This window comes from Mesorhizobium sp. P2_F5 (assembly GCF_056403715.1).
In genome coordinates, this window is the sequence record NZ_JBFUEY010000012.1 from 108343 (window position 1) to 126331 (window position 17989).

Consider the following 17989-nt stretch of genomic DNA (forward strand, 5'->3'; position numbering starts at 1 on the left):
ACGGCCTCATAAGTCGATTAGGCCGCGCTTGCGCAGCAGGATCCAGAGGAAGAACGGCGCGCCGGCGATCGCGGTGACGATGCCGATCGGCAGTTCGGCTGGCGCCACGATGACGCGGGCGACGGCATCGGCCAGAAGCAGCATCGAGGCGCCGAGCAGCGCCGATGCTGGTAAGAGATAGCGATTATCCGGACCGATCAGCAGCCGCAGCAGATGCGGCACGACGATGCCGACGAAGCCGATGCCGCCGCTGACCGCGACCGAAGCGCCTACCGCCGCCGAGACGCCGACGATCGCGGTGTATTTCAGCCGCTGCACCGGGATGCCGAGATGGCCGGCCGTTGCCTCACCCAACGCCAGCGCGTTGAGGCCGCGCGCCAGGAACGGCATCGCCGCCAGCGCCAGCACGATGATCGGGCCGACGGAAGCAATCTTCGGCCAGGTCGCGCCGCCGAGCGAGCCCAGCTGCCAAAAGGTCAGGTCGCGCAACTGCCGGTCGTCGGCCATGAAGATGAGGATGCCGGTCAGCGCCATGGCAAGGGCGGCCAACGCAATGCCGGCAAGCAGCATGGTGGCGACCGAGGTGCGCCCCTGCCGCGTGGCGACGCGGTAGAGCACCAGCGTCACCGCGAGGCCACCGCAAAAGGCGGCGAGCGGCAAGGCCAAACTGCCGAGCGCCAAAGTCAGCGGCGCCAGCCATGTCGTGCCGAGCACGATGACGGCAACCGCACCGAGGCTCGATCCGGCGGAAACGCCGATCAGGCCGGGATCGGCGAGCGGGTTGCGAAACAGGCCCTGCATGACCGCGCCGGATACGGCCAGTGCCGCCCCGATCAGCACGCCGAGCAGCACGCGTGGCATGCGGATGTCATAGACGATCAGCCGGTCGCGCGCGCCGAGCGCGGCATCTCCAGGCACAGCGCCGGTCAGCCAGTCACGGATGACGCCGACGGCCGATGCATCGGAGGCGCCCGATGTCAGCGACAGGAACATGGAAAGCGCAAGCACTAGGCACAGAAGCAAAATAACCAGGCGCGCACGCCCCGAACGATCGCCGTCGACCGCCGTCGCCACTTTGCCCGCCACGCCGGCGATCGACTGATCCACCATCGGCTCAGTCCGTGACCTGACCGCCATAGAGCGAGACGGCGAGATCGTGGATGGCATTGGCGGTGCGCGGCCCGAAGCCAAGCAAATACCCACCATCCATCAGGATCAGTTTGCGGCCTTCACCCGCCGGCGTCGAGGTGATCGACGGGATGGCGAACAGCTCGGCCTCCGCGATCGGCGGCCCGGCATTCTTCATCGCCAGGATCACGTCCGGCCTGGCGGTGACGATGGCCTCGTCGGACATCTGCTTGTAGCCGGAAAAACCTTCGACGGCGTTGACCGCGCCAGCAAGCTTGATGATGCCGTCACCGGCCGTGTCGCTGCCGGCGGCCAAAATCTTGCCGCCCTGAATCGACAGCACGAACAGGATGCGCTTGCGCTCCTTGATCGACACCGTCTGCTTCTCGGCCGCCTTCAGCTTGGCATCGGTCTCGGCCACCAGCTTCTCAGCCTTAGCGTCGACGCCGAGCGCCTTGCCGACGATGCGGATCTTTTCCAGGATGCCGTCATGGCTGTAGTGCTCGGGCACGTCGATGAATGGAACGCTCGACTTCTTCAGCACATCGACCGCTTCCTTCGGGCCGCTGCCATGCAGGGCCAGAATGCCGGACGGATTGACCGACAAAACACCTTCCGGCGACAGCTGGCGCATATAGCCGACGTCGGGCAGCGCGACCGCGGCGGCGGGGTAGCGGCTGGTCGAATCGCGGGCGACGAGATGGCCTTCCTCGCCGAGCGCGTAGACGATCTCGGTGATGGAACCGCCAATCGCCGCGGTCCGCGACGTGTCGGCAAACACCCCCACGTTTTCGCTGGCCGGCGCCGGCGCGGCAAGAAACAGCGATAGGCCCATGGCCGCGGCAAGCGTCCTGAACAGTGAAATCATCGTCGTTTCCTCAGGCTGCGGTCGGGCTTGGAATGCGCGGCAGGTTTTCGGCCAGGAACCGCCAGTCGTCGCGCTCGCCCTCGCCTTCATGCCGTTTGCCGAAGAACTGGATGATCATCTTGCCGTCGGCGCCATAGGCTTCGAGCGACGTGACATGACCGTCCTTGGTCGGCTTGCGCACGGCCCAGACCTCCTGGATGTGATCGGTGCGCAAATGCAGATGGAAGGTCTCGTCCAACACGTTGATCCAAGGGCCCATCGGCTTGATCGACTTGACCGGGCCGGAATGGATCTGGATGCAGCCGCGGTTTCCGACAAAACACATGATCGGCATGGCGTCGGCGGCAGCATGGTGGAACATGGCGCTGACGGCATCATTGTCGAGCAGCCAGGCATAATCCTGGCCGACCATGCGCACAGCCTGGCGGCGGCTGAGCTTCAGCGCTTTCAGCATCCCGAAGAACTGATGCACATCGGTCAGCCGGCTCCAGCGGTCGCGCAAATCGTCGATGTTTGCGGCAACGCCTGGTGTCTCCGCGTCATCCTCGGCCACCCCTGCGACAGAAACGGTCGACTCCTGGTTCGATGATTCGAGGGCCGCCACCAGCTTCTGGTAGGCATAGAGATTGGACGCCGGCCGCAGATGCACCTTGTGCACCGCATCGCCCGCCGCGTCGAAGAATTGCAGGCTGCGGCGGATATCGCCGTCGTCGCGCTTCTCCACGGCAAAGCCATGCGCCCAGGCCTTCGGAAAGATGCGCAAGTCGATGTTTTCGCCGAGCACCATGGCATTGTGTGCGCCGGGCACGACCTTGTCGTAGACGCCGATCTTCTCGTGCACCGCGCTTTCGTTGCGGGTCAGCGCCATCACTTCGCCGACGGCATCGAGACCGGTCAGAAGATCGTTGACCCGCGGCTCGACGCGCACGACGCCGTCGCCGCAATGCGCGGCGACCAGTTCGGCCTCGGAAATACCGAGTTCGGCGGCAAGATCGCGCTCGCGCGCTTTCGGATTGTCTGCCCGCGCCCGCCGAATTTCGTGCGGGGCGGGTTTTACGCGCTGGTCCATGTCCTGCTTACCTGTCTGCCTTGTCTGGTTCGTCACTTGTTGAGGATCAGCTTGCCCTGACGGGTGATCTTCAGCCGATAGAGCGCGCCATGGTGCTCGATGCCGATCTCGTGCTCGCCCTGGAACAGCGTGTTGGACGACAGCGTCCTCACCGCCAGCGGCACCCGATCGAAACGGGTCGGCGTCTCCTCGGAACGGCGGACGCGGTAACGGAAGTCATTGGGATTGTGGGTGTTCATTTCTGTCTATCCCTTTCCTGTGCCGGGCGTCTGGCTAGGCGTTGCAAAATGCCGATTCATTTCTTGACTTGAATAATCATGTTTAATAGTCAGTGCAATACCGGACTAAATGAGTCAACATTTAAGACGCCGGACAGAATGAAAAATGCCAGCGAGCGCCGCCGCCAGCCAGCATCGAACCTGGATTTGGAGTTGGGGCAATGGGGTTGGCAAATCGTGGACGACTGGGTCTGGCAAATGCCGATCCGGTGCATCGGCCTATGGCAAAGGCGATGGCAGCCTTGCTCGCGGGAGTGGCAGCGGTCGCGCTGCTGACGCCGCCGGCCAGCGCTCAACAAGCCGCTGATCAGCAGCAGGCCGACCAGACCAGGAAAACCGAGGACACCGAGCCCGCCCCTGCCGGCGTCACGTTGCTCGACAAGATCCTTGTCATCAGCCGCACCGGCGAGACGGCGATCGAATCGCTGGCCTCGGCCAGCCATGTCGACCAGGAACAGCTCGACCGTCGCATGGCGACGACACCAAACGAAATGCTGCTCGGCGTGCCGGGCGTCACGGTGCAGGCCGATGCGCGACGCGTCAGCTCCAGCATCAACATTCGCGGCCTGCAGGATTTCGGTCGCGTCGCGGTCATCGTCGACGGCGCCAGGCAGAATTTCCAGCGCTCAGACCACGGCACGCAGTCGACATTCTATGTCGATCCCGAGCTCATCAAATCCGTCGACGTCATCCGCGGACCGACTGCCAACACCTATGGCTCCGGCGCCATTGGCGGTGTCGTCTTCTTCGACTCCAAGGATGCTGAGGACTTCTTGAAGCCCGGCGAGACCTGGGCCGGCTCTGTCACCGGACGCTATGAAAGCAATGGCAAGGGCTGGACCACCAGCGCCAGCGGCGCCTACAAATTCAACGAAAACTGGGATGTGCTGGGCAACATCGTCTATCGCGACTACGGCGACTACAAGAACGGCAGCGGCGACACTGTCGCCGGCACCGGCTTCGACGTGCTGAGCGGCCTGCTCAAGACCACCATCCGCCCGAGTGAAAACAGCGAGTTGAAGCTCGGCTGGGTCGGCTCGAGTGATGGCTGGACGGAAACCAGCGGCAGCGTACCGGCAAACGACGTCGACCTGAAGTCGAACACCTTCACCGCCCGCTACAACATCACCGACGACGCCAAGAGCTGGCTCGATCTCCACATCAACGCCTCCTACAACAAGACCAATCTGGACCTGACGACGCTCGTGCCGCAAAACCGGTTCGATCCGGTCACCGGTCTTCCCGTGGTGCTGCCGGCAGGCTCGACATCGACCTTCGATGTCGGCACCACCGGCATCGACATCTGGAACACGTCGCGCTTCGAGACCGCCGGCATCGCGCACGAGCTGACTTATGGCGGCGACTGGGTCGGCGACAATGTGGAGACCGGCGGCACGTCGGGCGGCGACAGTTTTTATACGCCGTCGGGCAAGCGGAACGTTTCGGGCGCCTATATCCAGGACAAGCTGAGCTGGGACTGGCTCGAAGTCATCACCGGCCTGCGTTACGACAATTACAGCCTGAAGGATTCGGATAACGAAACCTCAGGCGACAGGCTGTCGCCGCGCATCACCGTCGGTGTCTCGCCCTTCGAAAGCGCCAGCCTTGCCGGCCTGCAATTCTACGGCACCTACGCGGAAGGCTACCGCTCGCCGTCACTGACCGAAACGCTGATCAGCGGCAACCATCCGGCCGGCGTCACCTTCCCGTTCTTGCCCAACCCGAACCTGCGGCCTGAAACCGGCAAGACCACCGAATTCGGCATCAACTACAAGCTGAACGACATCATCGAAGCCGGCGACGCGTTTCGGCTCAAGGCCGCCTACTTCCACAACGATGTCGACGACTACATAGAAGGCGTCACGCTGTCGCCATTCGACCCGGCCAGCGGCTGCCCGTTCGGCCCGGGTATCCCGATTTGCTTCCAGTACCAGAACTTCGCCCAGGCCAAGATCAGCGGCTTCGAACTGGAAAGCGTCTACGATGCCGCCTGGGGTTATGCCGGGCTATCGGCCTCGATCATCAACGGCCACACCATCTCCTATGAAGGTGAGCGCGCCGACCTTGCCACCATCCCGTCCTCGCAGGTCACCGGCCAGCTCGGCTTCCGCTTCCTCGAAGACAAGCTGACCGTCGGCGGCGAGGTGCAGTACAACGGCAAGCCGAAGGGCAATCCCGTGGCCAAGGATTATACGCTGGTCAACGCCTTCGCCAGCTACCAGGCGACCGGCAATTTGAAGGTGGACTTCCGCGCCGACAATTTGTTCGATGTCAAATACACCAACCCGCTGAACGGCGGCACCACCGCCGTCGTCTACGAACCCGGCATCACGCTGAAGCTGGCCGCAACCATGCGCTTTGGAGGCTGACGTCAATGACCAGCTTGACGGCATCGCTTCGTCTGTTGACCTCGACGCTGGCGATGTCGCTCGGCTCGGTGCCGGCGTCGGCTCAGTCCGCGCCGGCTCCGCAACTCAGCCTTGAACTCAATGCCGCGCAGCCTTCCGACAAGGGCTGCCGGCTGACCTTCGTCGTCAACAATGCGCTTGGCGCCGATCTTTCCAAGGCGGCCTTCGAGATTGCGCTGTTCAACGAGGCTGGCGTCGTCGACCGCCTGAGCGTGCTCGACTTCAAGGACCTGCCGGCCGGCAAGACCAAGGTGACCCGCTTCGATCTCGCCGGCACCGACTGCACCAAACTCAGCCGCGTGCTGATCAACAGCGCCACCGAATGCGCCGGCGCCGGTGTCGAGCCGGGAGCCTGCATGCGCGGCCTGAAGACGCAGACCAAGACCGGTATCGCATTCGGCGTCTGAGGTGGGCCTGCATCCCGCCTTCCTGCAAGATAGTTCGGCGCGGACCGTCCCGGACCAGCGTCATGGCCGGCAACCGATCTTGATTTGACAATCCCACCGCACTCGCGGCAGGTCTCGCCGCGAGACATGCAGGACATCACCCCCCTCCCCAACGCTGGCAGTGAACTGGCGATTACGCCAGCCGAGCCACTTGCGCAGCCATCGGCCGCGGACCGCAAATGGACGGTGGCGATCATCGCGTCCTGCCTGCTCCATGCCGCCGCCGCGGGAGCGTTCCTGATCGCACCCGCCGGGACGTTCGATACCGGGGATGCGATACAGTCCGAAGGCACCGATCAATCGGGCGCCGACGTCCTCGGCACCGCTTTGAAAAACCCGGCACCTGACGCGATCGATGTTACCCTGGTGGCCGATCCGCAGCCGGCCAAACCCGAGGCCGTTCAACCCGCGCCGTCTACCGAGGCCGCCCAACCTGTAAGGCAGGAGGCAACGCCCGAGCCTCCCTTGGAAGCCGTCAAAGAGGCAGCGCCGGACACACTGACGGCCGCCATCCCGAATGACCAAAGTGTTGCCCCAGAGGCTGAGACGTTGGCTCCGTCAGCCGTTCAAACGCAGAGTTCAGAAGCGCCTCCCGCCGATGAGCCTGCTGTTGATTTGCCCGCCGCAAGGCCACCGGTCCCAAGCCCGAGGCCAAGCGCGCCAATATCGGGAGAGACTGGCGGCACCGCAGATGGCGAGGAGCGCGAAGCACCGGCGGTTGCCAGCAGGGGTGAAAAACAGGGCGCGGCCGGCAATGCGATGGAATCCGGCTATAGCGTTGAAGTTCAGAACAAGCTTGTCCGCGCCAACCGCCACGTTTCGAAAAAGATTCAAGAGAAGGCTCGCAACAATGCCAGGGTCGTTTTCGTCGTCATGGCCGATGGCAGCATCAGCGACTTGCAGCTTGCCGAAAGTTCAGGGTCCGCCGAGCTTGACCAATTCGCTTTGAAACTGGTGCGCCAACAAGCCCCGTTCCCGCCCATTCCACCCGAGACCGGACTATCAAGTTGGGTGTTCAGGGCGCGGATCGGTCCGTTTTAGGCGCCTCGTAGTTCACCAAATGTCGCCATCCACCAATTCGAGAGGACGCCAATGTACATCGCCATGAACCGCTTCAAGGTCCAGAACGGCTCGGAGACTGCCTTCGAGGATGTCTGGAAGAACCGCGATTCCAGCCTCTCGGAGATGAAAGGCTTCAGGGAATTCCACTTGCTGCGCGGCCCGGTCAACGAGACCGAGGGCTACACGCTGTTTGCCTCGCACACGGTGTGGGCAAGTCACGAGGATTTCGTCGCCTGGACCAAATCCGAGAATTTTCGCGCCGCCCACCGCAACACCGGCACCTCGAAGGTGCACTATCTCGGCCATCCGCAGTTCGAAGGCTTTTCTGTTGTCGAAGGCGCCTGACGCCCGGCGAGGCAGTCCTCTACGCCGCGGCCAACAGGCTGGCATTACCGCCGGCAGCCGTCGTGTCGACGCAGACGGCGCGTTCATGCGCATAGGCCGCGGGATTGAGCACCTCGCTGACCAGCGGCACGATCGGACCGCTCCGATTGGCGATCACCTTGCGCACGATGCGCGCCGCTTCCGGCTTACCCGAAAAGGCAACCACGTCAACGCGCAGCGAACGCGCCTCGACCGGATCGGGTCGGCCGTCAATGGCTGCCAGCGGCAGTCCCTTGCCGGTCAGCGCCGACAGTGCTGACGGCGCACCCGGTGCCACGGCCAGCACGGCATTGCCGGCGGCAAGCGCCTGGATCGCCTGAGCCAACAACGTGTCGGCGTCCGGCCCGAGGCACAGCACCCGGCCGCGCGGTGACAGCGACAGCGTGTTGGCCTCGCCGGTCGGGCCGGGCAGGTCGACCTGGCCGAAATCGATGCCGGCGGCAGCGCCGATCGCCGCGGCGCCCTTGCCGCGCAGATGTTTTCTGAGGATGGCGATACGGTCCGGCCGCGTCGACCAGCCGCCAAGTGTCGGATCGGGCAGATTGTCGGCGAGTTCGGTCGCCGTCACCTTGTGGCCCTCGGCAATCTCGGTGCCGGCCTCCGGCCCTTTGCGGAACCGCCGGAGATAGTTTGGACCGCCGGCCTTCGGCCCGGTGCCCGAAAGCCCCTCGCCGCCGAAGGGCTGCGAACCGACAACGGCGCCGATCTGGTTGCGGTTGACATAGATGTTGCCGGCATGGATGCCGTCGACGAAATGCTGGACACGGCCTTCGATGCGGGTGTGCAGGCCGAAGGTCAGGCCGTAGCCCTTGCGGTTGATGGCGGCGATTACGGCGTCGATCCCGTCGGCGTCGAAGCTCGCGACATGCAGCACCGGCCCGAACACCTCGCGCTCCATCTCCTCGATGCCCTTGACCCGGAACACATGCGGCGCCACGAAGCGGCCATCCCCAGGCGCCTCGAGCTTCGCGATCAACCGGCCCTGCAGGCCCATCGTGGTGCAATACTCGCGGATCGAGCTTTGCGCCTCGTCGTCGATGACCGGCCCGACATCGGTCGAAATCTGCCAGGGATCGCCGATGGTGAGCGCCTCCATGGCGCCCTTCAGCATCTCCAGCATTTTCTTCTCAACGTCCTTCTGCACATAGAGCACGCGCAGCGCCGAGCAGCGCTGGCCGGCACTCTGGAAGGCAGACGCCAGTATATCGCGCACCGCCTGTTCGGGCAGTGCTGTGGAATCGACGATCATGGCGTTGAGACCACCGGTCTCGGCTATCAGCATGGCGTCCGGCGCGGCTGTCTCGGCCAGCTGTCTCTCGATCAGCTTTGCGACCTCCGTCGAGCCGGTGAAGCAGACGCCGGCAATGCGTGGGTCCGCAGTCAAGGGCGCGCCGACTGACGGGCCGTCACCCGGCAGAAGCTGGATGACATCCTCCGGCACGCCGGCCTCGCGCAGCAGTTCGACGGCGCGGAAAGCGATCAGCGGCGTCTGCTCGGCCGGCTTGGCGATGACGGAATTGCCGGTGACGAGTGCCGCCGCGATCTGGCCGGTGAAGATGGCGAGCGGAAAATTCCATGGCGAGATGCAGACGATGGCGCCGCGCGCTTCAGTACCCGCTTCGTTGTTCGCCGCTTCGGCCGCGTAATAGCGCAGGAAGTCGACGGCCTCGCGCACTTCGGCGACGCCGTCGGCCAGCGACTTGCCGGCTTCCCGCGTGGCGAGCGCAAAGAATTCGACGGCATTGGCCTCATAGAGATCGGCGGCGCGGTTGAGGATCGCGGCGCGCTCGGCGACGGGGCGTTTTGCCCAGGCCGGCTGCGCCTCGACCGCAAAGCGGACGGCCGTCGCGACCTGCTTGGCGGCGGCTTCGGCGACCGTGCCGACGATTTCGGCAGGCTTCGCCGGATTGACCACCGGGCGCTGCTTGCCGTAGCCGGCCGCACGCGTGATCGGCTTGGCATGCCAGCGCTCAGGCCCGGCGAAGGCCGCCTTGGCCTTGTCGATCGCCGCCAGCGTCACCGGATCGGTAATATCGAACCCTTTCGAATTGCGGCGGCCAGCACCGAAGATCGTCGCGGGGCGAGCGATTGCCGGATTGGCGGCAGACCCCTGGCTCTCGACCGTTTCGAGCGGATCACGCGCAATATCCTCCGGCTCGACGTCCTCGTCCGTCAGTTGATGGACGAAGGAGGAGTTGGCGCCGTTCTCCAACAGGCGGCGAACCAGATAGGCCAACAGATCGGAGTGCGCGCCGACCGGCGCATAGATGCGGCAGCGCGTGCCTTCGCTCTGGCGCACCGTCTCATGCAACGCCTCGCCCATGCCGTGCAGACGCTGGAATTCGAAGGCGTCGCGATTGTCTGCCATCGACAGGATGGCGGCGACGGTATGGGCGTTGTGGGTGGCGAATTGCGGATAGATGCGGTCGGTCATGCCAAGCAGTTTTTTGGCGCAAGCCATGTAGGAAACGTCGGTGTTGGCTTTGCGGGTGAAGACGGGATAGCCGGAAAGCCCGAGCGTCTGCGCCCGCTTGATCTCGGTGTCCCAATAGGCACCCTTGACCAGCCGCACCATGATGTTGCGGTTGTACTTTTTCGCCAGCGCATAGAGCCAGTCGATGGTGAAGGCCGCACGCGGGCCGTAGGCCTGCACGACGACGCCAAAGCCGTTCCAGCCGGCAAGCTCCGGTTCGGCCAGCACGCGCTCGATCACATCGAGCGAGAGGTCGAGGCGATCGGCCTCCTCGGCGTCGATGTTGAGACCCATGCGCGAATGCCGCGCGGCGAGCGCCAGCGACAGCAGCCGCTCGGCCATCACCGGCAGCATCTTTTCCTTCTGCGCCTCTTCATAGCGCGGATGCAGCGCCGACAGCTTGACCGAGATGCCGTGGTTCTGCCTGATATCGGGACCGTTCGAGCCTGAATCGAGCGAGGAAATCGCGTCGGCATAGGCCTTGAGGTAGCGCAGCGCATCGGCCTCGGTGCGGGCCGCCTCGCCCAGCATGTCGAAGGAATAGAGATAACCTTTCTGGATCATCGCCTTGCCGCGCTTGACGGCTTCCGCAATGGTGCGGCCGAGCACGAACTGCTCGCCCATTTCGCGCATGGCGGCGGCGACCGCCTTGCGGATCACCGGTTCGCCCAGCCGGCGCACCATCGAGCGCAGCGTGCCTTCGATGCCGCCCTCGCCCTCGTCGAGCACGCGACCAGTCAGCATCAGCGCCCAGGTCGAGGCATTGACGAAGATCGAGCTCGAACCGCCTGAATGCGCCGACCAGTCGTGCGGCGCGATCTTGTCGGCGATCAGGTCGTCCATGGTCTCGGTGTCCGGCACGCGCAGCAGCGCCTCGGCCAGGCACATCAGCGCCACGCCTTCCTTGGTGGAGAGGCCATAGGCCGAGAGAAAAACCTCCATCAGCCGTGGATCTGAGGAGCCGCGCACCGCCCGCACCAGATCGGCGGCACGGGCCGAGATCGCGTCGCGGTCTTCGGTGGAAAGCCCGGTTGCTTCGGCCAACCTCTTCACCGCCGCGTCTTCGTCGGGCAGGTAGTTGGCGCGGATCTGCTGGCGGATGGTGTCGAGCGGCATGGCGGTCCCTGCGGAGCGAGCATCTGGGAGCGGGCCGGCGGTCGCCGGACCGAATGGCGCAAGCTAGCACAGAGCCGAATTTTCGGTCGGTCCAAAGAAATCGACAAGGCAAGCCGAACGATCTATGATTGCGTCCAATTCCACATCAATTGGACTGCAATACCCGTGACAGAAGACCCATTGGACCGCATCGATAAAAACATCCTGTCGTCTCTGGCGCGCGACGGACGGTTGTCCATGTCGGAACTGGCCGGCAAGGTCGGCCTGTCGAAGACGCCGGTGCAGGCGCGGGTAAAGCGCCTGGAAAAAGACGGCTATATCAGGGGTTACCAGGCCATCATCGACCGCGAGCGCATGGGTGAAGGCCACGTTGCCTTCGTCCAGGTCAAATTGTCCGACACGCGCTCGGCCGCCCTCGACGCCTTCAACCGCGCGGTGCAGGCGGTGCCGGAGATCGAGCAGTGCCACATGATGGCATCGAGCTTCGATTATCTCCTGAAGGTCCGCACCACCGACATCGCCGCTTATCGCCGCGTCCTCGGCGAGCGCATCTCGGCACTCCCGCACGTCGCCCAGACCTCGACCTTCGTGGCGATGGAGACGGTGAAGGATCGGTAGATTTTCAGTGACCGGTGCGCGACTTCGGCTTGCCAGTCTCGAAGCTAATGCGAAGCCTCGATCCTGTCGCCTTGGCGAAGCGCTGCAGTGTTCTGGTTGAAGGCATGTTTCGACCGCTCTCCAGCCGGGCGATCACAGCCTGTGTCGTCCCCATGGCGGCGGCAACCTCTTCCTGCGTCATATCGGCTTCGCCGCGAGCCCTGATCAAGGCTTCGGCGATGGCGAACTCCTCCTCCAAGGCTTCGTATTCGGCAACGAACTCCGGATCCTTGAACCAGTCCTTGGCGGCTTCTTCCACGGGAATTGCTTTCCGGCTCATAGAACCTCCTTTGCTCTCTTCAGAGCCAGTTCGATTTCGCTTCGTGGCGTTTTCTGGGTCTTCTTGGTGAAGACCCGCACGATAACCACGCGGCGCTCTCTCGCCGTCACATAGACCGCGCGCACAATGCCGTCGCGGCCCTTCATCCGCATTTCCCAAAGCCTGCCTTCCAGATGCTTCACATAAGGCTCATGCACTTTCTGCAAGCCATGAGCTTCGATCAAACGCGATATCCGCAGAAAGCTGGCAAGAATGTCTTTCGGCTGAGCCTCAAGCTCCTGACGAACTTCGACATTGAGAAACTCGACCACCCATCCCATCGAGTTGGAATATACCTTTTTTGCAATATTCCTTCAACGACAATTATTGGACGAATTCTGACTCACTCCGACAACGTCTTCAAAAATGCCACCAGCGCCGCGCGCTCGCGGTCGGACAGTTGCAGCGGGTGGACTTCGGAGGTGCCTTCAACGGCCGCCTCCGCTTTCGCGTAGTGCGCCACCACCTCCTCCAGCGAGGAGAATTGTCCGGCATGCATATAGGGCGGCCGTGTCGCCGCGCCCCTGAGCGAGGGCGTCTTATAGGCGCGCATAAGTTCGGGGCCTGCCTTGACCATGAAGCGCAGTTCGCCGCAGGCGCCCGCGTCACCATCGCGGAAGGCGCCGAAGCAGTTGAACGGGTCGGCCTGAACTTGAGCCACGGCATCGAAACGGCCGCGATCCAGCGGCAAATCCTTGACTGGCGGCACGCCGGTGTTGTGGAAACTGTTGTCGGTGAAGCGCGGACCGTTATGACAGGTCACGCAATTGGCCTTGCCGATGAACAGTTTCAGCCCGAGCATCTCCTCAGGCGAAAAGGCATCGTCGGCTTTCGGCTTGGCGCCCGATGCCAAATCGATGGCAAAGCGGTCGAAGCGCGTCTGCGCCGGTTCGATCGACCGTTCGAAGGCAGCGATCGCCTTGCCGATGTTGGAAAAGACGCGATTGACGTCGTCCATCTGGGCCGCGCTCATCGTCTTCCATGCCGCCTGCTCGGCCTCATTGCCGAGCGGGCTGGCATTGGCCGGCACGGCGGAAAGGTCGGGCAGCGGCCCGAAGATGCGCTCGTAGCGCGCGCCGAACCGCTTCTGGATGTAATGCGCGAAGGCGACGCGGTTTCCCGCCTGCTCGAGCGGGTTTTCCAGCGGCGTCAGCGCCTGCGCCCACAGGCTGTCGCGCCTTCCATCCCAGAAGAACCATGGATTGCGCGCCACGCCGGCCAGCGGCATGCTACGCCTGTTGGTGCGGCCGACGCCGACGGCCTGCGGCAGGTCGTCCTGGAACTGGCGGTCGATCTTGTGGCAGGTCGAGCAGGACACGTTGCCGTCATGGCTCATGCCCTGGTCGAAGAACAAAGTGGAGCCCAAAGCCGCCGCGGCCGGCACGTCGGCGAAGCGGTTGGTGGTGTCGGGCTTCAGCGCCGGCAAAGCGTTCAGCGCCAGCGAAGCAATGGTCTTCTTCTCGGCGTCGGAAAACTGCGGCTTGCCGCAGCCGGCAACCAGCAAAACCGCCGCCAGTGCCAGAAGACGCAACAGGTTCATCTGGTCACAGCACCACGTTGAAGACGACCGTATCGGAACCGGCTGCCGCCGAAATGGCGAACCGCAACTGCCACACGCCGCTCATCGTGAATTTCAACCCTTCGATGCGGTAGCGTCCCTCGCCCAGATAATCGGTCGCCTGCGGACTGGTCGGCAGGCCATGATTGTGCTGCGGCATGCCGCCGGAGACCGAGATCGCCGCACCTTCCACGGGGGCGCCGGCAACCGTCTTCAGGGTGAGCAACCAGGATTGCAGCTCGCCTTGTTTGATAATGCCCCGCTCCGGCTGAAAGCTGGCGACAAACAAGCCGTTCGCCGTTTTCTTCGAGCGCGAAATATCCGGACCCGGCGCCGACTGCGGCGCGGTCAGATAGACGATGGCCAGTATGCCAGCCAGCAAGGCGGCCAGACCAAGGCCCGCAAGAAGATAACGCCATAGTGATGCCAAACCGGTTCCTCTTCCAAACATAACGTCTCGGGAAGCAATTCGCGTCCCGCCGCTTCTGTGGGAAAACGCTTCTGGCGCAAAAATCCGCCGCCGCCAAGCATGGCGCTGCCGCTCGCAAAAAGCTACAGGACCGAAACCAAGCCCCGAGGGAGAGTTATGGCAGCAGACGGCGTCGCTTCGATCGGTGAATGCATGCTCGAACTGTCCGGCCAGGCCGGACCGAACTGGCGCATGGGCTTTGCCGGCGACACGTTCAACACGCTGTGGGCGCTGCACGCGCTGAGCGGCGAGAGACCCGCCACTTACGTCTCTGCCTTCGGCGACGATCCGTTCTCGCAGGGCCAGATTTCCTTCTTCGCCGAAAACGGCATCGGCATCGGCGCCAGCCCGGTCATTTCGGGCGCGCGGCCCGGCCTCTACGCCATCATTCTGACCGGCGCCGAACGCGCCTTCACCTATTGGCGCAGCGATGCGGCCGCCAGGCGGCTTGCCTCGGACCCAGCGGCCTTGGCAAAAAGCCTTGAAAACCAGGCGCTTGTCTATTTCAGCGGAATCACTTTGGCAATTCTGGACGCCGCCGCTCGGAAGACACTGCTGGCAGCCGTCGCCAAGGCGCGCGCCGCCGGTTCGCGCATCGCCTTCGACCCCAACTACCGGCCGCGCTTGTGGCAGAGCCGCGACGAGGCGCAAGCGGCGATCCTCGATGCGCTTGCCATCACCGATATCGCGCTGCCGACCTTTCCCGACGAGCAGATGCTGTTTGGCGATACGGCACCCCAGGTGACCGCCGAGCGGATGGGAAAACTGGTCGGCGAAGTCATCGTCAAGAATGGCGAGGAACCGGCGCTGATCGCCACTGGCGGAACCCTGCAGCCGGTTCCGGCCCAGCATGTCGCCACCCCCGTCGACACCACCGGCGCCGGCGATTCCTTCAATGGCGGCTATCTCGCCGCCCGGCTCGCCGGCGATGCGCCAGCCGAGGCCGTGCAACGCGCGCATCGCGTTGCCGCCGCCGTCGTGCAGGTGCGCGGCGCGCTGGCGCCGTTCGAGGTTCTAAGAACCGCTTTCGAGGGCTAAGACCTTAAGGAAGTCGGAAGCGATATTCCGTGACCTGATGATAGATCTGCCCCGGCCATAGCGTGGCCTGCGGGAAATAGGGCCGGTTCGGCGCGTCGGGCCAGGCCTGTGCTTCGAGGCAAAAGCCTGAAAACGCCTTATAGCGCCGTCCGTCCAGGCCGCCCGGGGTCGGCGCGACATACTGGCCGGTGTAAAGCTGGAGGCCGGGCTCGGTGGTCCAGACTTCCATCTCGACGCCTGAATTGGCGCCTTGCGCCCACGCCACCTGATGAAGCGGCCCTCGGCTGGATGCCAAGCAGAAATTGACATCGTAAGGAAGCTGCTCGCCTTCCGTTTCCATGCGCAGCGGCCGCGCCTGGCGGAAGTCAAACGGCGTGCCGTCGACAGGCTTGACCACGCCGGTCGGGATCATCTCGGCATCGACCGGCGTGTAGGCGCCGGCATTCAGCATCAGCCGGTGGTCGAGGATGTCACTGGCGCCGCCATCGTCGAGATTGAAATAGGAATGCTGCGCCAGATTGCACAGCGTCGGCTCTTCGCAGGTGGCGGTCAGCTCCATGCTGAGCGTCCCGGGAATCTTCAGCCGGTAGGTGCAGGTCACGTCGAGCGCGCCGGGAAAGCCCATCGTGCCGTCGGGATCGTGCAGCGTCAGCGTGACAAAATCCCTGCCGTGCAGCGAAACCGTCCATGGACGGTGGAAATAGCCTCGCGAACCGCCATGCAGCGTGTGCTTGCCGAGAAAATTGCGCTCGGTCTGGTAGCGCTGGCCGGCGATGGTGAAGCGGCCGTCGCGGATGCGGTTGGCATAGCGGCCGACAACCGCGCCGAAGAAGGCACGGTCGGTCTCGTAGGGTTCGAAGCGGTCATAGCCGAGCACCAGCGGCGCATCGTGACCGGCAAGCCGAAGATCCTGAATGATCGCGCCGAGCCCGATGATGTTGGCGCTGATGCCGCCGCCACGGATGGTGAACCGGCGGACGGGTTCGCCCGCCTGCGTCGTGCCGAAGACTTCGCCGTCCTTCATCGCTATGCCCAAACGTTGGTTCGTCGATCTATGGACTTAGAGCAATTCCGGGAAAAGTGTGAAGCGGTTTTCCGACAGGAATTGCGTCGAAACAAAAAGATAGAGCGGTTCGGCGTTTCCTTGAAACGGTGAACCGCTCTAGGCCGGCTGAATGTCGTCTGGCAAGGCGCGGCCTGCCCCACCTGTCTACGCTGTCAGAGGCCGAGGCCGCCGATGCAGACATATTTGGTGTCGAGATAATCCTCGATGCCCTGATGTCCGCCTTCCTTGCCGAGGCCCGATTCCTTGACGCCGCCGAACGGCGCTTCCGGCGTGGTGATGAGGCCTTCATTGACGCCGACCATGCCGTATTTCAGGCCTTCCATGACGCGGAAGGCGCGGCCGAGATCGCCGGTGTAGAAATAGGCGGCAAGGCCGAACTCGGTGTCGTTGGCGAGTGCGATGGCTTCTTCCTCGGTCTCGAACTTGAACACCGGGGCGATCGGGCCGAAAATCTCTTCCTTCATGAAGCGCATGTTAGGCTTCGCGTTGGCGATGACAGTCGGCTGGAAGAACGAGCCGCCAAGCGCGTGGCGCTTGCCACCGGCAACAACCTTGCCGCCCTTGGACGTGGCGTCGGCGATGAACTCCTCGACCTTCTCGACCGCCTTCACGTCGATCAGCGGTCCCTGCTGCACGCCCTCTTCCAGGCCCGAGCCCACCTTCAGGCCATTGCTAGCGGCGACCAGCTTCTCGACAAACTTGTCGTAGATACCGGCCTGCACGAGGAAGCGGTTGGTGCACACGCAGGTCTGGCCGGAATTGCGGTACTTCGCTGTGATGGCGCCGGCGACAGCGCGATCGAGGTCAGCGTCGTCGAAGACCACGAACGGCGCGTTGCCGCCGAGTTCCATCGACACTTTCTTGACAGTCGCGGACGATTTCTGGATCAGGAGCTTGCCGACCTCGGTCGAGCCGGTGAAGGTGATCTTCGAGATCAGCGGGTTGGCGCAGATCTCATCGCCGATCTCACTGGCCGAACCGGTCAGGATGTTGACGACGCCCTTGGGGAAGCCGACTTCCTCGGCCAGCGCGCCCCAGGCAAGACCGGAATACGGTGTCTGCGAGGCCGGCTTGACCACGGCGGTGCAGCCGGCGGCGAGCGCCGGGCCGAGCTTGCGGGCAAGCATCGAGGACGGGAAATTCCACGGCGTGATAGCGGCGATGACGCCGACCGGCTCCTTGGTCACCAGGATGCGGCGGTCGCCCCACGGCGACGGCACCACGTCGCCATAGGTGCGGCGACCCTCTTCCGCGAACCACAGGATGTAGGACGCGGCTGAGCCGATCTCGCCCTTGGATTCGGACAGCGACTTGCCCTGCTCGATGGTGAGCAGTTCGGCCAGCACGTCCTGATTGTCCATCATCGCGTCATGCAGCTTGCGCAAGAGCTTCGAGCGTTCGAGCGCAGTGGTCTTGCGCCAGGTCTTGAAGGCTTCGGCGGCGGCCTCGATGGCGCGGCGGGTTTCCGCCTTGCCCGACTTCGGCACGGTGCCAATCTTGAGGCCGGTGGCCGGATTGTTGACGTCGACTGTCTGGCCGCTGTCGGCCTGCACCCATTCGCCATTGATGAGATTGGCCTGGCGCATGAAATGGCTGGTTTTCTGAAGCATGGTCTAGCCTCCGTTCGGCGCGCTGACGGGCCGTCGCTGG

The 17989-nt window shown here is 63.8% G+C and carries 17 protein-coding genes; 6 read left to right on the plus strand and 11 right to left on the minus strand.

Annotated elements, in window-relative coordinates:
* Positions 1-6: 6 nt before the first annotated feature.
* Genes AC1DYO_RS18335 through hemP form a run of 4 tightly spaced genes read right to left on the minus strand, consistent with a single transcriptional unit; the run spans position 7 to position 3304 of the window.
* Positions 7-1110, minus strand: a complete 1104-nt coding sequence (locus AC1DYO_RS18335) for a FecCD family ABC transporter permease (protein WP_477265576.1) — start codon at positions 1108-1110, stop codon at positions 7-9.
* 4 nt (positions 1111-1114) lie between these two features.
* The gene (locus AC1DYO_RS18340) at positions 1115-1996 is read right to left on the minus strand and encodes a heme/hemin ABC transporter substrate-binding protein (RefSeq protein WP_477265578.1); all 882 of its coding nucleotides are present in this window, start codon (positions 1994-1996) and stop codon (positions 1115-1117) included.
* 10 nt (positions 1997-2006) lie between these two features.
* The gene (locus AC1DYO_RS18345) at positions 2007-3065 is read right to left on the minus strand and encodes a hemin-degrading factor (protein ID WP_477265580.1); all 1059 of its coding nucleotides are present in this window, start codon (positions 3063-3065) and stop codon (positions 2007-2009) included.
* Between the two features lie 32 nt (positions 3066-3097).
* Complete coding sequence (gene hemP / locus AC1DYO_RS18350) at positions 3098-3304, minus strand: hemin uptake protein HemP (protein ID WP_023673860.1); 207 nt, start codon at positions 3302-3304, stop codon at positions 3098-3100.
* A gap of 272 nt (positions 3305-3576) precedes the next feature.
* Between hemP and AC1DYO_RS18355 the strand changes: the two genes are divergently transcribed.
* The 4 genes from AC1DYO_RS18355 to hmuQ all read left to right on the plus strand — a co-directional run bounded on the left by AC1DYO_RS18355 (position 3577) and on the right by hmuQ (position 7604).
* Positions 3577-5712, plus strand: a complete 2136-nt coding sequence (locus AC1DYO_RS18355) for a TonB-dependent hemoglobin/transferrin/lactoferrin family receptor (protein ID WP_477265583.1) — start codon at positions 3577-3579, stop codon at positions 5710-5712.
* A 5-nt stretch (positions 5713-5717) separates the two neighbouring features.
* Positions 5718-6158: a hypothetical protein gene (locus tag AC1DYO_RS18360; RefSeq protein WP_477265585.1), complete on the plus strand. Its 441-nt coding sequence runs from the start codon at positions 5718-5720 to the stop codon at positions 6156-6158.
* Between the two features lie 126 nt (positions 6159-6284).
* Entirely contained in the window at positions 6285-7238 is a 954-nt protein-coding gene (locus AC1DYO_RS18365) for an energy transducer TonB family protein (protein ID WP_477265587.1), read from the plus strand.
* A gap of 51 nt (positions 7239-7289) precedes the next feature.
* Positions 7290-7604, plus strand: a complete 315-nt coding sequence (gene hmuQ, locus AC1DYO_RS18370; RefSeq protein WP_023714379.1) for a heme-degrading protein HmuQ — start codon at positions 7290-7292, stop codon at positions 7602-7604.
* A gap of 19 nt (positions 7605-7623) precedes the next feature.
* Here hmuQ and putA read toward each other — a convergent pair whose 3' ends face one another.
* Complete coding sequence (gene putA / locus AC1DYO_RS18375; protein WP_477265589.1) at positions 7624-11232, minus strand: bifunctional proline dehydrogenase/L-glutamate gamma-semialdehyde dehydrogenase PutA; 3609 nt, start codon at positions 11230-11232, stop codon at positions 7624-7626.
* A gap of 165 nt (positions 11233-11397) precedes the next feature.
* On the opposite strand from putA, the gene AC1DYO_RS18380 reads away from it, so the two are divergent.
* Positions 11398-11850, plus strand: coding sequence for an Lrp/AsnC family transcriptional regulator (locus AC1DYO_RS18380; protein WP_477265591.1), 453 nt, complete (start codon positions 11398-11400; stop codon positions 11848-11850).
* 4 nt (positions 11851-11854) lie between these two features.
* Here AC1DYO_RS18380 and AC1DYO_RS18385 read toward each other — a convergent pair whose 3' ends face one another.
* The 4 genes from AC1DYO_RS18385 to AC1DYO_RS18400 form a co-directional block, all read right to left on the minus strand.
* A complete protein-coding gene (locus AC1DYO_RS18385; protein WP_477265593.1) occupies positions 11855-12169 on the minus strand; it encodes a helix-turn-helix domain-containing protein in 315 nt (104 codons plus the stop codon).
* On the minus strand, positions 12166-12489 hold the full coding sequence (locus tag AC1DYO_RS18390) for a type II toxin-antitoxin system RelE/ParE family toxin (protein WP_477265595.1): 324 nt from the start codon (positions 12487-12489) through the stop codon (positions 12166-12168). Before AC1DYO_RS18390 ends, AC1DYO_RS18385 begins: the two co-directional genes overlap by 4 nt.
* Positions 12490-12551: 62 nt before the next feature.
* Positions 12552-13748 (minus strand): cytochrome-c peroxidase, encoded by a 1197-nt coding sequence (locus tag AC1DYO_RS18395; RefSeq protein ID WP_477265597.1) that lies wholly within the window; start codon positions 13746-13748, stop codon positions 12552-12554.
* A 4-nt stretch (positions 13749-13752) separates the two neighbouring features.
* Complete coding sequence (locus AC1DYO_RS18400; protein ID WP_181056014.1) at positions 13753-14196, minus strand: FixH family protein; 444 nt, start codon at positions 14194-14196, stop codon at positions 13753-13755.
* Between the two features lie 156 nt (positions 14197-14352).
* Here AC1DYO_RS18400 and AC1DYO_RS18405 point away from each other — a divergent pair, with 156 nt between their 5' ends.
* Positions 14353-15273 carry a sugar kinase gene (locus AC1DYO_RS18405; RefSeq protein WP_477265600.1) on the plus strand — a complete coding sequence of 307 codons (921 nt, stop codon included), beginning with the start codon at positions 14353-14355 and terminating at the stop codon, positions 15271-15273.
* A 4-nt stretch (positions 15274-15277) separates the two neighbouring features.
* Here the strand turns inward: AC1DYO_RS18405 and AC1DYO_RS18410 are convergent, their stop codons facing one another.
* Together AC1DYO_RS18410 and AC1DYO_RS18415 are read right to left on the minus strand one after the other, a co-directional pair.
* A complete protein-coding gene (locus tag AC1DYO_RS18410; protein WP_477265671.1) occupies positions 15278-16303 on the minus strand; it encodes an aldose epimerase family protein in 1026 nt (341 codons plus the stop codon).
* A gap of 188 nt (positions 16304-16491) precedes the next feature.
* Positions 16492-17949 carry an NAD-dependent succinate-semialdehyde dehydrogenase gene (locus AC1DYO_RS18415; RefSeq protein WP_477265602.1) on the minus strand — a complete coding sequence of 486 codons (1458 nt, stop codon included), beginning with the start codon at positions 17947-17949 and terminating at the stop codon, positions 16492-16494.
* Positions 17950-17989: the final 40 nt, after the last annotated feature.